This is a genomic window from Corallococcus exercitus, assembly GCF_003611585.1.
In the GTDB taxonomy this organism is placed as follows: domain Bacteria; phylum Myxococcota; class Myxococcia; order Myxococcales; family Myxococcaceae; genus Corallococcus; species Corallococcus exercitus.
This window is the reverse complement of the sequence record NZ_RAVW01000193.1, coordinates 1-17,637: the sequence shown is the minus strand read 5'-3', so window position 1 is coordinate 17,637 and position 17,637 is coordinate 1. Positions and strand designations below refer to the sequence as shown.

Annotated in this window: 18 protein-coding genes; 9 read left to right on the top strand and 9 right to left on the bottom strand. The window is 70.4% G+C overall.

What is annotated here, in order from left to right:
- Positions 1–284: 284 nt before the first annotated feature.
- From D7W79_RS22995 to D7W79_RS22960, 8 genes are all read left to right on the top strand, one after another.
- The gene (locus tag D7W79_RS22995) at positions 285–1,559 is read left to right on the top strand and encodes an adenylate/guanylate cyclase domain-containing protein (protein ID WP_120527534.1); all 1,275 of its coding nucleotides are present in this window, start codon (positions 285–287) and stop codon (positions 1,557–1,559) included.
- Positions 1,560–1,732: 173 nt separating this feature from the next.
- Positions 1,733–2,251 (top strand): NADH-quinone oxidoreductase subunit C, encoded by a 519-nt coding sequence (locus tag D7W79_RS22990; protein WP_120527536.1) that lies wholly within the window; start codon positions 1,733–1,735, stop codon positions 2,249–2,251.
- Positions 2,252–2,264: 13 nt separating this feature from the next.
- Complete coding sequence (gene nuoD / locus D7W79_RS22985; protein WP_120527533.1) at positions 2,265–3,524, top strand: NADH dehydrogenase (quinone) subunit D; 1,260 nt, start codon at positions 2,265–2,267, stop codon at positions 3,522–3,524.
- Complete coding sequence (locus tag D7W79_RS22980; RefSeq protein WP_120527532.1) at positions 3,521–5,410, top strand: NADH-quinone oxidoreductase subunit G; 1,890 nt, start codon at positions 3,521–3,523, stop codon at positions 5,408–5,410. The genes nuoD and D7W79_RS22980 overlap by 4 nt, the downstream gene beginning before the upstream one ends.
- A gap of 2 nt (positions 5,411–5,412) precedes the next feature.
- A complete protein-coding gene (locus D7W79_RS22975) occupies positions 5,413–6,855 on the top strand; it encodes a complex I subunit 1/NuoH family protein (protein WP_120527531.1) in 1,443 nt (480 codons plus the stop codon).
- 27 nt (positions 6,856–6,882) lie between these two features.
- Positions 6,883–7,638, top strand: a complete 756-nt coding sequence (locus tag D7W79_RS22970) for a NuoI/complex I 23 kDa subunit family protein (RefSeq protein WP_120527530.1) — start codon at positions 6,883–6,885, stop codon at positions 7,636–7,638.
- A 172-nt stretch (positions 7,639–7,810) separates the two neighbouring features.
- Positions 7,811–8,173, top strand: a complete 363-nt coding sequence (locus tag D7W79_RS22965) for a (2Fe-2S) ferredoxin domain-containing protein (RefSeq protein WP_120527529.1) — start codon at positions 7,811–7,813, stop codon at positions 8,171–8,173.
- 17 nt (positions 8,174–8,190) lie between these two features.
- Positions 8,191–9,258: an alpha/beta hydrolase family protein gene (locus D7W79_RS22960; protein WP_158617020.1), complete on the top strand. Its 1,068-nt coding sequence runs from the start codon at positions 8,191–8,193 to the stop codon at positions 9,256–9,258.
- A gap of 13 nt (positions 9,259–9,271) precedes the next feature.
- Here the strand turns inward: D7W79_RS22960 and D7W79_RS22955 are convergent, their stop codons facing one another.
- Positions 9,272–11,878 (bottom strand): CHASE2 domain-containing protein, encoded by a 2,607-nt coding sequence (locus D7W79_RS22955; RefSeq protein WP_338078820.1) that lies wholly within the window; start codon positions 11,876–11,878, stop codon positions 9,272–9,274.
- A 108-nt stretch (positions 11,879–11,986) separates the two neighbouring features.
- Between D7W79_RS22955 and D7W79_RS22950 the strand changes: the two genes are divergently transcribed.
- On the top strand, positions 11,987–12,853 hold the full coding sequence (locus D7W79_RS22950; protein ID WP_208729810.1) for a hypothetical protein: 867 nt from the start codon (positions 11,987–11,989) through the stop codon (positions 12,851–12,853).
- A gap of 7 nt (positions 12,854–12,860) precedes the next feature.
- Here D7W79_RS22950 and D7W79_RS22945 read toward each other — a convergent pair whose 3' ends face one another.
- The 8 genes from D7W79_RS22945 to D7W79_RS22910 form a co-directional block, all read right to left on the bottom strand.
- Positions 12,861–13,775, bottom strand: a complete 915-nt coding sequence (locus D7W79_RS22945; protein WP_167497727.1) for a hypothetical protein — start codon at positions 13,773–13,775, stop codon at positions 12,861–12,863.
- 312 nt (positions 13,776–14,087) lie between these two features.
- A complete protein-coding gene (locus D7W79_RS22940; RefSeq protein WP_120527525.1) occupies positions 14,088–14,399 on the bottom strand; it encodes a YtxH domain-containing protein in 312 nt (103 codons plus the stop codon).
- A gap of 54 nt (positions 14,400–14,453) precedes the next feature.
- A complete protein-coding gene (locus tag D7W79_RS22935) occupies positions 14,454–14,834 on the bottom strand; it encodes a hypothetical protein (RefSeq protein ID WP_120527524.1) in 381 nt (126 codons plus the stop codon).
- Positions 14,835–14,862: 28 nt separating this feature from the next.
- A complete protein-coding gene (locus D7W79_RS22930) occupies positions 14,863–15,057 on the bottom strand; it encodes a hypothetical protein (RefSeq protein WP_120527523.1) in 195 nt (64 codons plus the stop codon).
- A 72-nt stretch (positions 15,058–15,129) separates the two neighbouring features.
- Positions 15,130–15,339 (bottom strand): DUF3618 domain-containing protein, encoded by a 210-nt coding sequence (locus D7W79_RS22925; RefSeq protein WP_120527522.1) that lies wholly within the window; start codon positions 15,337–15,339, stop codon positions 15,130–15,132.
- Positions 15,329–15,802, bottom strand: coding sequence for a phage holin family protein (locus D7W79_RS22920; RefSeq protein ID WP_120527521.1), 474 nt, complete (start codon positions 15,800–15,802; stop codon positions 15,329–15,331). The genes D7W79_RS22925 and D7W79_RS22920 overlap by 11 nt, the downstream gene beginning before the upstream one ends.
- Positions 15,803–15,965: 163 nt before the next feature.
- Complete coding sequence (locus tag D7W79_RS22915) at positions 15,966–16,730, bottom strand: endonuclease/exonuclease/phosphatase family protein (protein ID WP_120527520.1); 765 nt, start codon at positions 16,728–16,730, stop codon at positions 15,966–15,968.
- 28 nt (positions 16,731–16,758) lie between these two features.
- Positions 16,759–17,271: a hypothetical protein gene (locus D7W79_RS22910; protein ID WP_120527519.1), complete on the bottom strand. Its 513-nt coding sequence runs from the start codon at positions 17,269–17,271 to the stop codon at positions 16,759–16,761.
- Positions 17,272–17,637 lie beyond the last annotated feature (366 nt).

Sequence of the window (17,637 nt, the reverse complement as noted above, 5' to 3'; positions counted from 1 at the left end):
CCCACCACGCCCGCCCTGAGCAGCCAGGCCGTCTCGGCGGCGAAGAGCAACAACCCCAGCAGGGCGCCCAGGGCCAGACGCCCCGAAGCGGCACGGAGGAAGGAGGCGAGGGACCGCACGGACATGCCCCCAGCCTCTACCCCGGCCGGGCATGGGAGCGCCAACCCTGTGTTCCGCAGGGCATCCGGGGAGTCTTCGACGTGCGCCGGATGCACGCTCCATGCAAGATGGCGCCCGGACCGTTCCCGACCGATGCTTTCCTCGGCCCGGGGGGAGCCAGCTCCATGTCATCCAGCGTCACGACCAGCGACACCCTGCAGGAGTCCGTGCGCCGCGCGCTCGACGTGGAGCGCCAGTCCAACGGACGGCACCTGGCATGGGTCCGCCTGGGCGCGGTGGGCGTGCTGTTCACCATGGCCGTGTACCTGGGCCGGGTGCGCGGGCTGCACGACTGGGACGTCTACCTGGCGCCCTTCGCGCTGTACTTCGTGTGCACCATCGTCGTGGCCGTGGCGGTGACGGCGTCCACGCGCATCGCCCGGTGGGCGTCGCTGTCCGTCGCGTTCGTGGACGTGCCCGCCGTCTACTGGCTCCAGCACCTGGCGCTGCCGGTGTCCCCCTCCCCGGGCGGCGTGGCCGGCTTCACGCTGGGCATCTTCGCGGCGCTGGTCCTCCTGTCCGCGCTGAGCCTGCGCCGGCCGGTCACCCAGCTCGTCACGCTCTTTGCCATCCTCGCGGAGGTGGCGCTCCAGCGGGAGGCCGCTATCGGAGGAGGCGCCCAGGTGGCCGGCGCGGTGATGCTGGCGATGACCGCCGCGGGCGCGTCCCGGCTCCTCCAGCGCATCCGCCTGCTGTCCGCCGCCGTCACCCAGGAGGAGCTCCAGCGCGCCCGCCTGGGCCGCTACTTCTCCCCCGCCGTCGCCGAGCGCCTCCAGGGCATGGACTCCCCCACCGCGGAGCTGCGCGAGGTGTCCGTGCTCTTCGCGGACGTGCGCGACTTCACCTCGCTGAGCGAACGGCTGCCCCCCGAGGAGGTGGTCACCATCCTCAACGAGTACTACGGCCGCATGGTCGAGGTGGTGTTCCGCCACGGGGGGACGCTCGACAAGTTCATCGGGGACGCACTGATGGTGTACTTTGGCGCCCCGCTGCCGGACGCCCACCACGCCCGGAGCGCCACCCGGTGCGCGCTGGACATGGTGCGGGAGCTGGAGGCCGTCAACGCCGAGCGCGCCGCCCGGGGCCAGGCCGGCCTGCGCATGGGCGTGGGCGTCCACTCCGGGCCGGTGGTGCTGGGCAACATCGGCTCGCCGTCCCGGCGCCTGGAGTACACGGCCATCGGCGACACGGTGAACCTGGCCAACCGCATCGAGCGGCTGACCAAGGGCTTCGAGGTGCCGGTGCTCGTCTCCCAGGCGACCCGCGAGCAGGCGGGTGACGCCTTCCGCTGGGTCCCCGCCCCCACCGCGCTCGTCGCGGGCAAGAGCCAGCCGGTGGTGACCTTCATCCCCCTGCCCGACGAGGGCGCCCCGGTGCTGGGGCCGGACGTGGCGGCCTGAGCTTTCCGGCCCCCGTGCCCAGGCAGGCAGGGGGTGGATCGCGATGCCGGGCTACTGGACCGCCTAAGTGGCCTACATGGTTGAGGGTTTACGTTGACGCCTCACGCGAACGGTCCTTATAAAGCCGCGGTTTCCTCTGTCGTAGATCGAGGCCCCCCTTGAGCATTTTCGCGTTGGACCGGGTCGCCGCCCAGTTTCCCGAGGCGGTCGCGGAGCGCTATGTCGACCGCGCTGGCGGAGCCTGGGCCGTCATCCATGCGGAGTGGCTGCCGAAGGTCGCCACCTTCCTGAAGATGGACCCTGAGCTGGACTTCAAGCTGTTCGGCTCCGCGGACGCCGTGGACCGCCTGCACCTGGCGGAGAGTGATCCGCGCTTCGAGGTCGTCTACTTCCTCTATTCGCTCAAGCGGAAGGAGCACGTGCGCCTGAAGGTGCGCGTGACGGAGACCCGCCCGGAAGTCCCCTCCCTCACGCCGCTGTACCGCGGCGCGAACTGGTGGGAGCGGCTGGTGTTCGACTTCTACGGCATCCGCTTCACGGACCACCCGGACCTGCGCCGCATCCTCCTGTACGACGAGTTCCAGGGCCACCCCCTGCGCAAGGACTACGCGCTGCGCGACCGCCAGCCGCTGATCCCCGAGCGCCCCATCAAGGACATCTTCCGCGGCCCCGGCACCAGCGGCGTCGCCTGATCGAGACCTCCCCATGTCCGACAGCCACAACACCGACGCGCAGAAGCCCCACAACCCCGACACCGACGGGTTCGCCCACGAGGAATCGGAGCTGGAGTCGCACCTCGAAGCGAAGCACATGGTCATCAACATGGGCCCCTCCCACCCGGCCACGCACGGCACCGTGCGGCTGAAGGTGGCGCTCGAGGGTGAGACCATCGTCAAGATCGACCCGGAGATCGGCTTCCTCCACCGCGGCTTCCAGAAGAGCTGCGAGAACGTCACCTGGACGCAGTGCCTGCCGTACACGGACCGGCTCAACTACCTGTCCGCGATGATGAACAACTTCGGGTTCCTCAACGCCGTGGAGAAGCTCATCGGCCTGGAGATCCCGGAGCGCGCCCAGTACATCCGCGTCATCGGCAGCGAGCTGCACCGGCTCACGGACCACCTGACGTGCGTGGGCGCCACCGGCCTGGAGATGGGCGGCTTCGCGCCGTTCCTCTACGGCATGGAGGCCCGCGAGCTCATCCAGGACCGCGTCACGGAACTCACCGGCGCGCGCCTCACCACCAGCTTCGGCCGCGTGGGTGGCATCAACCGCGACCTGCCGGAGGGCTGGTCGGAGAAGGTCAAGAAGACGCTGGACCGCACCGAAGAGCTGCTCGTGGAGATGGACGGGCTGCTCACGCGCAACCGCATCTTCGTGGACCGCACCAAGGGCACCGGCATCATCACCGCCGAGGACGCCATCGACTACGGGTGGACGGGCCCCGCGCTGCGCGCGTGCGGCGTGGACCACGACCTGCGCAAGGTGCAGCCGTACTGGGTCTACGACCGCTTCGACTTCGACGTGGTGGTGGGCGAGCACGGCGACAACTACGACCGCTACCTCGTGCGCCTGGAGGAGATGCGCCAGTCCATCCGCATCCTCCGGCAGGCGCTGGACACCATCCCCGCGGGCCCCATCATCGTGGACGACTGGCGCATCGCGCTGCCGCCCAAGCCTGAGGTGTACGGCACCATCGAAGGCGTGATGGCCCACTTCAAGCTGGTGATGGAGGGCATCCAGGTTCCCCCCGGCGAGGTCTACGACGCGACGGAAGCGTCCAACGGCGAGCTGGGCTGGTACCTGGTGAGCGACGGCCGCGGCCGTCCGTACAAGGTCCACGTGCGCGCCCCGGGCTTCCCGGTGCTGTCGGCGCTGCCGCACATCATCCAGGGCAAGATGCTCGCGGACCTCGTTCCCACCTTTGACACCATCAACATGATCGGCGGCGAGGTCGAGCAGTGAGCGACAACGACACGAAGAAGCCCACCGGTGACGCGCAGACGCCCCCCAAGGGCGCGCCCACCGACACGCCCGCGGCCAGGATTGGCCCGGAGCCGTCCAACCCGCCCGCCGGCGCGAAGATGGATTCCCCGCCCGCGGCGCACAGCGGCCCCACCGGCACGCCTCCGCCCAAGCCGGCGGCGCCCGCCGGCGGCCCTCCGCCCAAGCCGCAGCCCAAGAACCCGGGCTTCGTGACGGCGGTCATCGACGGCAAGGAAGTCGTGGTGAAGCCGGGGACCAACATGATCGAGGCGGCCAAGACGGTCGGCTCGGAGATCCCCTACTACTGCTACCACCCGCGCCTCTCCATCGCGGCCAACTGCCGCATCTGCCTCATTGAAGCGTCCAACGCGCCCAAGCTCGTCCCCGCCTGCCAGACGCCCATGGCCGAGGGTCAGGTCATCAAGACCACGACCCCCAAGGTCAAGGAGCAGCAGCGCGCGGTGATGGAGTTCCTGCTGCTGAACCACCCGGTCGACTGCTCCATCTGCGACCAGGCCGGTGAGTGCAAGCTGCAGGACTACTACATGAAGTACAACTACAAGCCCTCGCGCCTGGAGGGCAGCAAGGCCCTCAAGCACAAGCGCAAGGTGCTGGGGCCCCGCGTGGTGCTGGACCAGGAGCGCTGCATCATCTGCACGCGCTGCGTCCGCTTCATGAACGAAGTGCCCAAGGAGCCGCAGCTGGGCGTCTTCGGCCGCGGCAGCCACGAGCGCATCGACGTGTTCCCGGGCAACGAGCTGGACAGCAACTACTCGCTCAACACCGTGGATGTGTGCCCGGTGGGCGCGCTGCTCTCCCGCGACTTCCGCTTCAAGGCGCGCGCCTGGTTCCTGTCCGCCACGCCGTCCGTCTGCACGGGCTGCTCGCGCGGCTGCAACATCTCCGCGGACTGGATGTCCCAGGACACCTACCGCTACCGCCCGCGTGAGAACGAGGCCATCAACAAGAGCTGGATGTGCGACCAGGGCCGCCTGTCGTACAAGGACCTGAACGTGGGCCGCGTGCTCACCGCCCGCGTGGGCCGTGGCCTCCAGGCCCCCGGCACGGTGCAGCCGGCCGTCGGGCGCAAGGACGCCACCGCCGGCGCGGCGAAGGCGCTCAAGCCGCTCGTGGGCTCCAAGCAGCTGGCGGTGCTGGCCTCGCCGCTCGCGTCCAACGAGGACCTGCTCGCGGGCCTGACGTTCGCGAAGAAGGTGCTGGGCGTGACGTCCGTGTTCGTGGGCGGCCGGCCGCAGGGCAAGGCCGACCACTACCTGATGACGGCGGACAAGAACCCCAACCGCCAGGGCCTGGCGCTCATCGCCAAGGGCCTGGGGCTGTCGCTCAAGGGCTTCGAGGAGCTCACCCCCGCCATCAACGCGGGCCAGGTGAAGGCGCTCTACGCGGTGGGCACGGAAGTCCCCACGGACGCGGCCGCCTTCGCGGAGGTCGTCGCGAAGCTGGAGGTGTTCGTCGCCCAGGCGCAGAACGACTCTCCGGTGACGGCGCAGGCCACGGTGCTGCTGCCGGCCGCCGCGCACATCGAGGACGAGGGCACGTTCACCCAGCAGGACGGCATCACCCAGCGCTTCCGCAAGGCGTATCCCCCCAAGGGTGACGCGGCGCCGCACTGGAAGTGGGCCGCGGAGCTGACGCGCGAGCTGGGCGGCGAGGCCGCTCACGCCTCCGCGCGCGACGTGTGGCGGGCGCTCTCGGGCCAGGTGTCCGAGTTCGCCGAGTTCAACTGGGACAAGGCCTCTCCGCCGGACCGGGAGAAGCCGGGCATCAATCCGCTGCCGTCGGGGGCCGACGGCCGTCCGCCGGGCTACCGCGAGTTCGGCGCGCCGCGCGTGAGGGGCATCTGACCATGAGCCGCATCCTGACCATGTTGTTCGCCATGGCCACCATCGTCTTCGCCGTCGCTGGCGGAGTGGCCTCGGCGTATCTGGTGGGCTACCTGGCGGAGGAGTACCTCTTCGAGGGTGCCAGCCGCCTGACGAACATCATCTTCCTGATGCTCGTCTTCGTGATGATCACCGCGACGCTGCTCACGCTCGCCGAGCGCAAGTGGTCCGCGTTCATGCAGGACCGCGTGGGCCCCAACCGCGCGCGCCTGGCCATCCCCGGCCTGTCCAACCGCTCCCTGGGCGGCATCCCGCACATCATCACCGACGTGCTGAAGATGCTGACCAAGGAGGACTTCGTCCCCGGCACGGCGAACAAGTTCCTGTTCAACCTTGGCCCCATCCTCGCCTTCGCGCCGGTGTTCGCGCTGTTCGCGGTGGTGCCGGCCGGGCCCTCGGTGAACGTGTTCGGCAAGACGGTGGACATGGTCGTCGCCACGCCGGACTTCGGCGTGCTGTACCTGCTGGCCATCGCGTCGCTCGCCGTCTACGGCACGTCGCTGGCCGGCTGGTCCTCCAACAACAAGTTCGCGCTGCTGGGCGGCGTGCGCGCCTCCGCGCAGATGATCTCCTACGAGGTGGCGCTGGGCCTGTCGCTGGTGGGCCTGTTCCTGGCGTTCTCCTCCGTGCAGATGCCCGCGCTGGTGGGTGACGTGGGCAACGCGCTCGTGTCCGGCACCGGGCAGGCGAAGTACCTGTGGCGCACCGACGGCGGCTTCGACCTGGGCCTGCCGGCGTGGGGCATCTTCATCCAGCCCCTGGGCTTCATCGGCTTCTTCGTGGCGTCCTTCGCGGAGACCAAGCGCGCCCCGTTCGACGCGCCGGAAGGCGAGTCCGAGATCATCGGCTACTTCGTGGAGTACTCCGGCATGAAGTTCGGCATGTTCATGATCTCCGAGTTCGTGGAGGTCGTGGTGCTGGCCGGCGTGACGGCGTCGCTGTTCTTCGGCGGTCACCACCTGCCCTTCGGCGGCGAGTGGCTGGCGGCGCAGCCCTTCATGCAGGAGCACGGCTGGGTGTACGGCACGATCCTGGGCACGTTCTTCTGGCTCAAGGTCATCGCGCTCATCTGGGTGCAGCTCGTGATTCGCTGGACCTTCCCGCGCTTCCGCTACGACCAGATCCAGAACCTGGGCTGGAAGATCCTCCTGCCCGTGGGCCTGGCCAACGTGTTCATCACCGGCGCGCTGGTGCTGTGGGATCCGTCCCTGCGCGCGCTGGGCGTGGTGGGCCTGCTGGAGATTGGCTTCTTCATCGCCCTGACGATGACGACGGGCGCGAAGTCGGCGGACGCGCACGACGCGGCGCACGGCCATGGGCACGACGCGCACGGCCACGGACACGATGCGCACGGCCTGCCGGCGCACGCGGACCCCCACTCCCATTCCCCGGCGGGCGCGCACTAGCGCGGTCCGGAAGCGAGACAAGACACCATGGCGTTCAATGCTTCCCAGGATCCGCGCACGGACCTCCGCGAGCGGATGTACATCCCGGAGCTGCTGCGCGGTCTGGCCATCACGACCCGGCACTTCTTCCGCAACATGTTCGGCACGCGCGACCCCAACCCCCAGGTGGTGGACCGCACGGGCATGAACCTGATGACCACGGTGGAGTACCCGGAAGAGAAGCCCATCTATCCGGAGGGCTACCGGGGCCTTCACCGGCTGGTGCCGCGCGATGACGGCAAGCCGCGCTGCGTGGCCTGCTACATGTGCGCGACCATCTGCCCCGCGCAGTGCATCTACATCGAGGCGGGTGAGTACGAGACGGCGGACACCGACTCCGAGTCGGCGGTCATCGAGAAGTACCCCACCCAGTTCGTCATCGACGAGCTGCGCTGCATCGTGTGTGGCCTGTGCGTGGAGGCGTGCCCGAAGGACGCCATCCGCATGGACACGTACATGCACACGCCGTCCGAGTACAACCGGCAGAACTTCGTCTACGACATCCCGAAGCTGCTCAAGGGCCCGGCCGTGTCGCACCCGTCCGACCCCTGGAACAAGCGCGACAGCTCCGCGGAGCCGCACCACGTCCACAAGGAAGCGCACACGCGCATCGGCGAGGGCCACGGGGACCACGGCAAGCACGCGCAACTGGGCGCGGGCCACGGTGCCCACGGCAAGCCGGGCGCCGGGCAGACGGTGGTGACGCAGCAGGGTCCCATCCAGGTGACGAAGTTCCTCAAGTAGTCCCGTCCTTCCGCGCCGCGGGGGCGGCCTTTTCCGCCCCTCCGCACGCAAGCCCGGCCCGCCCTCTTCCCGCTGTCAGGGGAAGGGCGGGCCGAAGCCTTTTCTGGGGGCATGTGGTGATGCTGCAGCTCTTCAATGCGCATGGTGCCGGCCTGGCACGGGGAGCCCCACCGTGAAGCGCTACCGGATGTCGGTGTGCAAGGGCTCCAGCTGCCGCGAGGGCGGCTCGGACGCGGTGCACGTGGCGGCGCGCGAGGCGCTGGCGGAGAAGGGGCTCCAGTCCCGCTGCGAGCTGTACCGGGGCGGCTGCTACGGCTTCTGCCACATGGGGCCCAACGTGGTGGTGCGCGAGGACACGGGCCGCAAGCGCGACCCGCTGTCCCCGGAGGACTACCAGCTCATGGGGTGGCCCGGAGAGGTGTACTACTCCGGGATGACGGCGGAGAAGATGCGCCGCGTGGTGGCCGAGCACATCCAGGACGACGCGCCGGTGCGCGAGCTGTTCGGCCAGCCGGACTCCGGCGACGACGGCTGAAGCCCCGGAGGTGGTCCGTGCCTCGCGCATCCCCTTCTCCCCTCCTCCTGCCGGGTCTCGTGGGCTTGCTGGTGCTCGGCGCGTGTTCGCGGCCCGTGGCGCCGGCGTCCTCGGGGGTGCTGGGCGCGCATGCGGACGCGGACAGTCCTCGCGTCGTGGGCGCGGCGCTCGTCCGGGACGGCGATTCCCGCGAGGCGTTGCTGCGGCGCCATCCCCGCGTCGAACCCGACGCGGCGCTGAAGGCCACCCTGGCGGCCATCCTCGCGGACTCCGGGCAGCGCCTGCGCTGGAGCGCCGCGCCCGTGGAGGACCTGGCGTGTGACAACGGCGACGTCCGCTTCCGGATCCAGGTGCGGGTGCCGCCCGCGTGCCAGGAGCGAGGGTGTCCCGTGCTCGCCTTCTACACCACGGGCTGTCCCCGGCCGGCGTACCACTGGCGCCCGGAGTTCTTCCTCCGGGCGGGCTTCATCTACGCGGAGCCCGCGGTGAGGGGAACCCGCTGCTCCGAGGACTGGGCCCGCGCGGACAACGGGCCCCTGCGCGTGGAGGCCGCCACGGACCTGGAGGCCGCCAGCCGCTGCCTGCGCCAGCGCTTCACCCGTGATGGCGGGGTCCCCAAGCTGGGCATCTTCGGGTGGAGCTACGGGGGCAACCAGACGCTGGTGGGCATGACGCGCTTCGCGGGCAGCTACGACGCGGGCTTCGCCCTGGCCGCCAAGACGGACCTGGCCTCCTTCCTCGCGCAGCTTCCGCCGGAGCTGCGCGGCTCGCGGGCAGAGGAGTACGGCGATCCGGAGAAGGACGCGGAGCGGCTCCGCGTCATCTCGCCCATGACGTGGGTGGACCGGGTGGAGGCGCCCATCGCCCTGATGCTGGGGGCCCGGGACCCCAAGGTGTCGCTGTCGGACGCGGACGTCTTCGTGCGCGCGCTCCGGGCCCGAGGCCAGGACGCGTCACTGATGATCATCCCCGAGCACGCGCACCTCACGGAGCGCCCGGAGGAGATCGCGTTCGAGCACGCCCACCTCCTCCAGTTCTTCACCGCCCGGTTCGGCGTGCCCCTGCGGGTGGATACGCGGCCCTGAAGGGCGGCCCCGGCTAGCGGCTGTCCGTGCTGCGCCGGCCCCAGCGGATGACGCCGTCCCAGTCCGCGGGCGGCGGCGTCTGGATGAGGCGCTGGCAGCGCTGGACGTAGACGCGGGCCACGGTGTCGCCGTGCTCCACGGTGCAGCGGCGGAACAGCTCCTGGGCCACCAGGAAGTCGCGCCCGTAATAGGCGATGAGGGCCTTCTCGTAGAGGGCCATGCCCGCCTGCTTCTCCTGGGAGAACTCGCCCCGGCGGCCCAAAAGCTCGTGCACGCGCACGGGCTGGGGACGGTCGCGCAGGAGCACGCGGTCCACCTCGCGGAAGACGTAGGCGTCGCTGGCCAACTGGGCAGTGGTCTGTCCCACCAGCACCTGGGTGCCGTACTCCTTGTTGGCCGCCTCCAGCCGGCCGGCCATGCCCACCGCGTCGCCCATGACGGTGTAGTGGGACTTGAGCTCGCTGCCCATGTCGCCCACCAGCAGGTCGCCCGTGTCGATGCCGGCGCGCACCGCCAGCCGGTGGCCGAACTGCTTCTCCCAGAGGGGCTGCTTCTGCGCGAGCGCCGCCTGGAGCTTCAGCGCGGCCTCACAGGCCAGGTGCGCGTGGCGGTCCGTGCGCACGGGCGCACCCCAGAAGGCCATCACCGAATCGCCGATGTACTTGTCCACCTGCCCCGCCGTGGCGCGCACCACGGCGGTCATCTCCGTGAGGAAGGTGTTGAGCAGCGGCACCAGCTGCTCCGGCGGCAGGGCCTGCGACAGGCGGGTGAAGCCGTCGATGTCACAGAGGTACACCGTCATCTGCCGGCGCTCCGGCTTCATCAGGCTCACGTCGCGCGCCACCAGCCGCGCCACCTCCGGGCTCACGTAGCGGCCCAGCGCGCTGTGCACGAAGTCGCGCACGTCCTGCTCCGTGCGGAAGGCGTAGAGCGTCGTCACGAGGAACGCGAGCCCGCCGGACCACAGCGGGCCGGCCACGGCGATCCACAGCTTGTCGTGGACGAAGACGTACCCCGCCGCGCCCACGTAGCCCGCCCCCGCGGCCACGGCCACGCAGACGAAGAGGAATGCGCCGCCCACGGACCGCAGCAGCCAGCTGCAGGACAGCGCCAGGAACGCGCCGATGAACGCCAGCCCCATGGTGGCGAGCATGTCCACCTTCGGCGGCGCGCGGGTGATGCCGTCCGACGCGAGGATGTTGGCGAGCGCCTGGCCCAGCACGGCGCCGTTGGCGATGCCCGGACCGATGGGCGTCACCCGCCGCTCGGGCGCGTAGCTGCTGGTGTTGGTGAGGATGACGGCGCGGCCGTCCAGGTCGTGGTCGAAGCGGGCGGGGCGCGCCTCCTGCGTGTCGAAGAGGTTGAGCAGCACGTTCCACGCGCGGATGGAGCGGGCGAGCGGGCCGCGCGCGCCCCGGGTGGCGGACGGGGCCTCCCAGCGCAGGAGGCTGTAACCGGACGCGTCCATGGGGATGGAGTACTTGTCGCCGATGTAGAGGCGCCCCTCCGCGTACCGCAGCTTCTGCGTGCCCGCGATCCGCATGGCGGCGGCCAGGGGCAGCGAGGGCAGGACGTAGCGCTCACCGCCGCGTGGGCTGTACGCGACGAGGTGGGGCACGCCGCGCACCACGCCGTCGGGGTCCGCGGGCAGTGTGGTGGCGCCATAGCCGCTGGCCGGGCTGAGCAGCGGCGTCACCGGGTGCTGGAGCTGGCGCACCTCCAGGAGCTTCTCCGGATCCAACCCCTGCACCTGCACGGAGGCCAGGGCGAGGAACAGGTCCGACGGTGCGACACGGAAGGCATCATCCGCGGCGCGGCGCTCCTGGATGGACGCGGCGGCGGTGCCCAATTGCTCGCCCAGGCTGCGGCCCTCGCCCTCGTCCGCGACGCCGGCCCAGACCTCCAGGCCCTTGCCCGCGGGGATGAGGAACGCGGGGCGCTGGAGGGCGAGCACGGACTGCGCGCGGGCGCGGGCCTCGGTGACGCCGGGGTAGCTGCCCAGGCGGACGCGATAGGGCCACAGGCGGCCCGTGGGGGGCAGCGTGCGGGTGCCCTCTGCGCCCCAGCGGAAGGCGAGCACCGAGTGGCCCGGGTCCTGGTCCAGGAGGGCCCGGAGGGCGTCGTCGTCCTGGGAGAGGGCGCCCCGGCCCGAGCGCATGGGGGTGACGCAGGCGCGGGGGCTGAGCTCCGGGTAGGCGAAGTCCAGCATCACCACGGAGGCGCCCTCCTCCATCAGCCGGTGGACCATGCCGCCCATGACCTGGCGCGGCCACGGGTACGCGGCGATGTCCGCGCGGGGCCCCTGCTGGGCCTCGGCGAGCGTGTCGTCGTCGATGGAGACGAGCACCACGCGGTCGGAGCGCTCGGAGACCTCGCCGAGCTGGCGGATGCGCCAGTCGTAGAAGACGCGCTCGCCGCCGTCGAGCCAGTGGGAGATGCCGTCGATGAAGCCGGAGGGCGACAGCAGGGGTGTGGGCGTGTCGTCCGGCCGAGAGGGGCCCGTGGCGCGCTGGGAGACGAGCAGGCCCAGCAGGCAGCCGAACAGGGCCGCCATGACGAGCGAGAAGCCGAGCCGGTGGAGGAAGCGGCGGCCGGAGGAGTGGATGCGGAGGCGTTGCACGAGCGGCGTGCAGGATACCCCGCCGGGGCCCCGCGCCTATGGGTCAACACGCGCGGTATGGTTGGCTGCTGTCACCTGTTCATCCGTGCCCCGTTCAAGAGAGTGCCCATGAAACGCCTGTTGCTGTCCGCCCTTGCCACCGTGTCCGTGCTGTCGCCGCTTGCCTGCGACCTGGAGAAGACGACCAACCAGCTCACGGCGGACCACGTGATGGTGGGCACCCTGCTCGCGACGCCGCAGGTGGACGTGTCCGCGTCCGCGATGGCGGGCTACGACGCGGGGACCTACGGCGGGCCGGATGGCGGGGACGTGGTGAGCTTCCCCGGGCAGACGGCGGCCTTCGTGTTCTTCGGGACGAAGAAGGGGGAGAACGCGCAGCCGGAGGGGCTGAGCGGCGCCACGGTGACGCTGCGCGCGGGGAGCGCGGCGGCGGTCCCCCTCAACGGCCAGGGCGGCGGCAGCTACGGCGTGACGAGCGACTCCACGGACGACCTGACGTACACGTCCGGGGCCACCTATTCGTTCTTCGCGGAGCAGGCCGGGACGAAGTACGAGGCGCGCGTGGAGGACTCGCCCACGAAGGAGGCCATCCTGGCGTTCCACCCGGCGGAGGGCTTCGTGCGGATCAACGCCAACACCGCGTTCGAGTTCGACCGGCCGGCGCCTCCGCCGAACCAGGACCGCACGCTGGGCTTCGTGACGGTGGTGCCGCTGGGTGCGAACGGGGAGAAGGGCCAGGCGACGTACTCGAACGTGCCGACGACGCCGGTGGAGTTCCTCCAGCTGGCGGCGACGCCCGCGACGTTCCGCGCGGCGCGCGTGACGATTCCGGCCACGGCGTTCCCGAACCCGAAGCAGACCTACCTGGTCATCTTCCAGGCCGTGCGCATGGGCGGCCCGGAGTCCGACAACCTCTTCCTGGGCAGCGTCGTCCTGGCGGGCACCGCGGAAGTGGGCATCGTGCGGACGAACTGAGCCGCGTCTACCCGGCCTCGATGTCCAGGCCGATGCGCTCCTCGAGTTTGAGGCGCAGGAGGTGGCCCGCGAAGCGTTCCGACTCTTCGCGGGAGAGGATGCTGCGGAAGCCCGAGCCGTCCGCGATCTCCACCTCCATCACGGCGCCGCGCTGGAGGAGGCGGAAGAAGTCCTCCCCTCCCCCGGGCCTGGGCACGCGCAGGGGGATGAAGCCCTTGAGCGGGACGACATCCGTGCTGGCGTCGATGACGCGCAAGAGGCCCGGTGCGTCCGGGCGGATGGCGTCGGAGGCGACGGACTCCTCCGCGTAGAGCGGAGCGGGCGGGAGGGACAGGTCCTCGGTGGAGTCGTCGAAGAGGAAGCCGTAGCGGGAGGGCACCCGCTGCGTGAGGAGGTAGCAGAGCAGGACGGCTTCATCCGGCTGCACGCGCGCGACGTGGAGGATGGAGCGCTCGGCGCCTACGCGGCGAAGGAGCAGCGTGAGGTGCGGCCGGCTGCGCTGGAGGTAGCGCTGGACGCGATCCAGGAGCGTGGCGCGGACCTCCGTGAACGCGGCCTGGTAGCGGCCTTCGCTCTCCGCTTCCCGCTGGGAGACGGCGTCACGGGCCTTGGCCAGCTTGGCTTCGGCGTCGCGAAGGAAGTCACTGGCGGCGCCCTGCTGCTGGAGGCCTGGGGTTGCCGAATTCGGGTCCATGCCCGCGGCACGGACAGCGCCCAACAGGAACGAGCCCTGCTGCGTGAGCCGGGCCTGTTCCTCGCGGAACTGGATGACAGAGGCCGCGTGTTCGCGCTTCAGCTCCTCCCAGGCGTCGTAAGCCGACTCCAGTGTTTCGAGCGCGCGCAATTGCCCCAGCGCGCCCTCGGTTCCGGATGCCCACGGCGTGTCTGTGTTTCGCACGGGAAGCGCCGTGGACGCATCCATGGCGGGAACATCCACGGGGGTGTCGTGACGCATCGACCGGGCATCATGCTTCGGCGCGTCCGGTGGCCTGGGAGCCCCGCCCACCGGCACATCCACGGGCGTGTCATGTCGCGGCGGCGGTGTCGCCTCGGGCGGTTTCGTGCCGGTTGTCCGTCGCTTCTTCGCCGCGCTCACGGGGTCTGCTCCTGATGCGAAGGACCGTGCATCGCCTCGCATCCTAGGCCATCCATCCCGCCCCCGGCGCAAACACGAAGGCCCCTCCCCACGTTCAGCGGGAAGAGGCCTTCTGTGCGCTTCACACACTCCCTGGAATCAGGTCGTGGTGCGCGAACCCGGCGGCACCGTGGAACCCGCGCCCTGCTGCGTGTCGCCACTGCGCGCGTTGTTGATGGCCGTCGCCAGCTTGTCCTGGCCGCCCTGGATGCGCTGGCGCAGGTCGCCGCGCAGCTCCGTGCCCGGCTTGTCCGCGAGCAGCATGCCCACGCCCACGCCCACCAGCACGCCGGCCGCGAAGATGCCCAGCGCCGGCAGCGCAGACTCCGCCGTCGTGCGGCGCGTCTCCAGGCCGAGGAGGTCCAGCACGTCGTCCCTGTCCAGCTTCTTCAAATCCTTCAGGCTCAGCATGTCTGACTCCGGTGAAATGACTTCGGGGGAAAGACGCGGGTTGCCGCTCGAATCCTAGACGCTGCCCGAGGGCGGCGTGCCACGACCCGTCTGGTAGCCCTGGAAGGCGGACTCCGCCATGCCCAGGAGCTCATCCTTCACGAAGGGCAGCGCGGCCAGCCGCACCCCCAGCTTGAGGATGCGCCCGGTCAGCGGCGTGAAGAGGCCACCGCCCAGCACGTAGCCCACGCCCATGGCGATGGCGAGCGTGCCATAGGGGTTGCGCTCCACGCGCCCCTTCAGGTCCAGCGACTGCCCCAGGTCCGCCACCGCGCTGCGCGCGTTGTCGATGAACTGCTGCGCGTCGGAGCCCAGCTGATCCACGCGCTGGCCGAAGCCCGCGTCCTCGCCGTGTTCCGCCGTGCCGTTGCCCGTCGTGCCCGAATAGTTCGTCATGTCCGTGCTCCCTTTTCCAGGCAACCGGTTAGCGAGACGCGATGCGGCCCACGATGAAGCCCACGGCGATGGCGCCCAGGAGACACGTGCCCGGGTTGGCCTTGATGAACCCGACGACCTGACGGTTCAGGTCCACCAGGTTCTGCCGCGCCTCGTCCATGTTCGGCAGCTGCTCCTGAAGGTGCCGCGCCCGGTCTGCCATCTGCTGCGGATTGATTTCCATGGAAGCCCTCTGCTGTGCGTTCGTTTCCGAATTGCGTCCTAGAAGCTTTTCATTCCGGCCCGCCGCGCCCGTTCAGCGCCGCGAGCCCACCAGGTAACCGACGAGGAAGGCGCCACCCACGCAGGCGTAGGGATGCTTGCGCACCCACTGACGCCAGTCGGTGACCTCCGCCACCTCCACCCGGAGCGCGCTCACCGACGTGGCCAGGTCGGCCCGGGTGCGCTCGATTTCCTCGCGAAGCGCCGCGCTCGTGCGCGGCAGGTGTCCATTGCTAGCGGCCATCCCGCGGCTCCTTGAAAGCCATTCCCGTCGTGTCCTTCAGCGTGTTCACCCCGGGCGCCGCCGCCACCTGCGGGCGGGCCGTGGTGAGCGCCGCCATGCTGCGCGACAGCTCGCTCACGCTGTCATCCATCATCTGGCGCGACTTCATCCGCTTCACCGCGCGAAGGATGCCCAGGCCGCCTCCCACCAGGTTCAGCGCGCCCACGATGGCCAGCGCACCCGCCCACCCCGTCCACGGAGCGAGCACGGCCGCCAGCGCCCCGCAGACGAAGGCGTAACCCACGAGGAGGAAGGGCACGAACACGGCGATGCTCGCCACGTCCAGGCCCATGGCCTTCGCGTCCTCCGCCAGCTCCACGCGCGCCAGCTGGAGGTGCTGCGTCACCAACCGACTGAAGCCGTCCGCCATGCGCCCGACGAGCGCGGCGACGCCGCGATCCGTCTGTTCACTGCCCACGTGCATGCGCTCTCCGGCCGACGCTCACGTCCCTGTGCGCGTGGGCGCCAACCTAGGCACCCCACCTCCCCGCGACAACCGCGCCGCGAGGAAATTGTCCGGCGTTCGCCAGCGTCGGCCGCTCAACGCGAGATACCGGACGCTGGTGAGCCTAGCCCAAGCCACACCCCTAGCCGATCAGCTGCACCGGAGGCGCGACGGGCGGCTGCACGGAGATGGGGGCCTCGAAGCGCATCACCAGCGGCAGGTGGTCCGACGCCACCCGGCTCAAGGGCGAGCGGTGCGGCGTCACCGACACCGGCCTCACGCCCGAGTCCACGTAGATGCGATCCAACCGGAACAGGGGCAGCCGCGTGGGGTACGTGCGCGCGGCGGCGCCCAATTCGAACGCGGCGTCGTGGATGGCCTCGCGCACGAGCGAGGACACCGGGCCGTTGCCCCAGGAGTTGAAATCCCCACACACCACCATGGGGTCCTTCCGGGCCGCGTCGCGGAGCAGGTCGGCGGACAGCAGGAGCGACTCCTGCCGCCGCCGTTCACTCACGGACAGACCCAGGTGGAGGCAGAAGACGTGCAGCTGCTTGCCGCCGCCCAGGTCCAGGTCGCACCGCAACGCGCCCCGGGGCTCGCGCCCATGCACGCTCAGGTCGTAGTTCTTCGACTTGAGCACTGGCAGCCGGCTGAGGATGGCGTTGCCGTAGCGGCGGCCGTTGCGGACCACGTTGGGTCCGAAGGCCATGTGCAGCCCGAGCATCTGGGCCAGGTGCTCGGGCTGGTCCTCCCGGGGCGTCTTGCCCCGGAAGTCCCCCACCTCCTGCAGGGCGACGATGTCCGCGTTCACCTCGCGGAGCACGGCGCCCACGCGCTCCAGGTCGAAAGCTCCGTCCACGCCGATGCCGGAGTGGATGTTGTAGGAGACCAGGGTCAGCTCCACGCGCGGTTCACCCTCCCCTTCGGGTTCGTCAGGCCGGGATGATGCGGCGGGCCGCCAGGCGCACCGCTTCCAGGGGCAGGGTCGCCAGCCGCTGCACGGCCGTCGCCACGTCGCCCACGCCGGTCTGGATGGCCTTCACCTGCCGGCGCGCCTCGTCGAGGAGGTCCGGCAGACGGGCCTGCGGCGGGCGCTCCTGGGTGGGCGGCAGGGCCCCGATGGGCGCCGTCGTCCCGATGACGGGCGACGCGGCCGCCTTGCGCTGCTTCTTCGCGGCGCCGCTCACCTTCGACACCGGCCCGTGGGAGAACTTGGCGTCCGCCTCCGGACGGGCCAGTTCCTCCAGCTGGAGCTCCATCTTGCGCGCCATGAGGATCTCTTCCGTCTGCGCGTGGCTCTTGCCGTAGTGGACGCCCTCGTCGTCGTTCACCGTCACGCGCGACGACTGGGCGAAGTGCTCCTTGTCGCGCTGACGCAGGCTGCGCTTCTGCGGCGGCAGCGTCTTGGGAACCTGGAAGTGGTCGAAGCTGTAGGAGCGAGGCATGTGTGCCCTCCCTTTCGAAGTCGATGCGATGCGTTGATGTGGGAAAGCTAGGGAGCCCCTCGCCGTCCGTAACGCCTTGACGCACGGGGAACCGGCACGGCTGCCTGCCGCTCGTCCGGCCAGGAACACCGTTTCGCCTCCAAGGGCACCCAAGTACCGACAATGGCACGCATCTGGCGCTCGCCCTTGGGACGGCCGGCCAGACGTCAAGCAGGTGGCATCCAGGCGAGCCCTTCCGGGCAGAGAAGCAGACAGCCAACATGCCCGACGCCGGTCCGGGAAGGTTCCGCGCGTGCGTGGTGTAAAGAACGGCCCCTGTCTCTTCTCCACATCTGACGCTGCCGCCGATAAGGCGCGCGCGGGCTG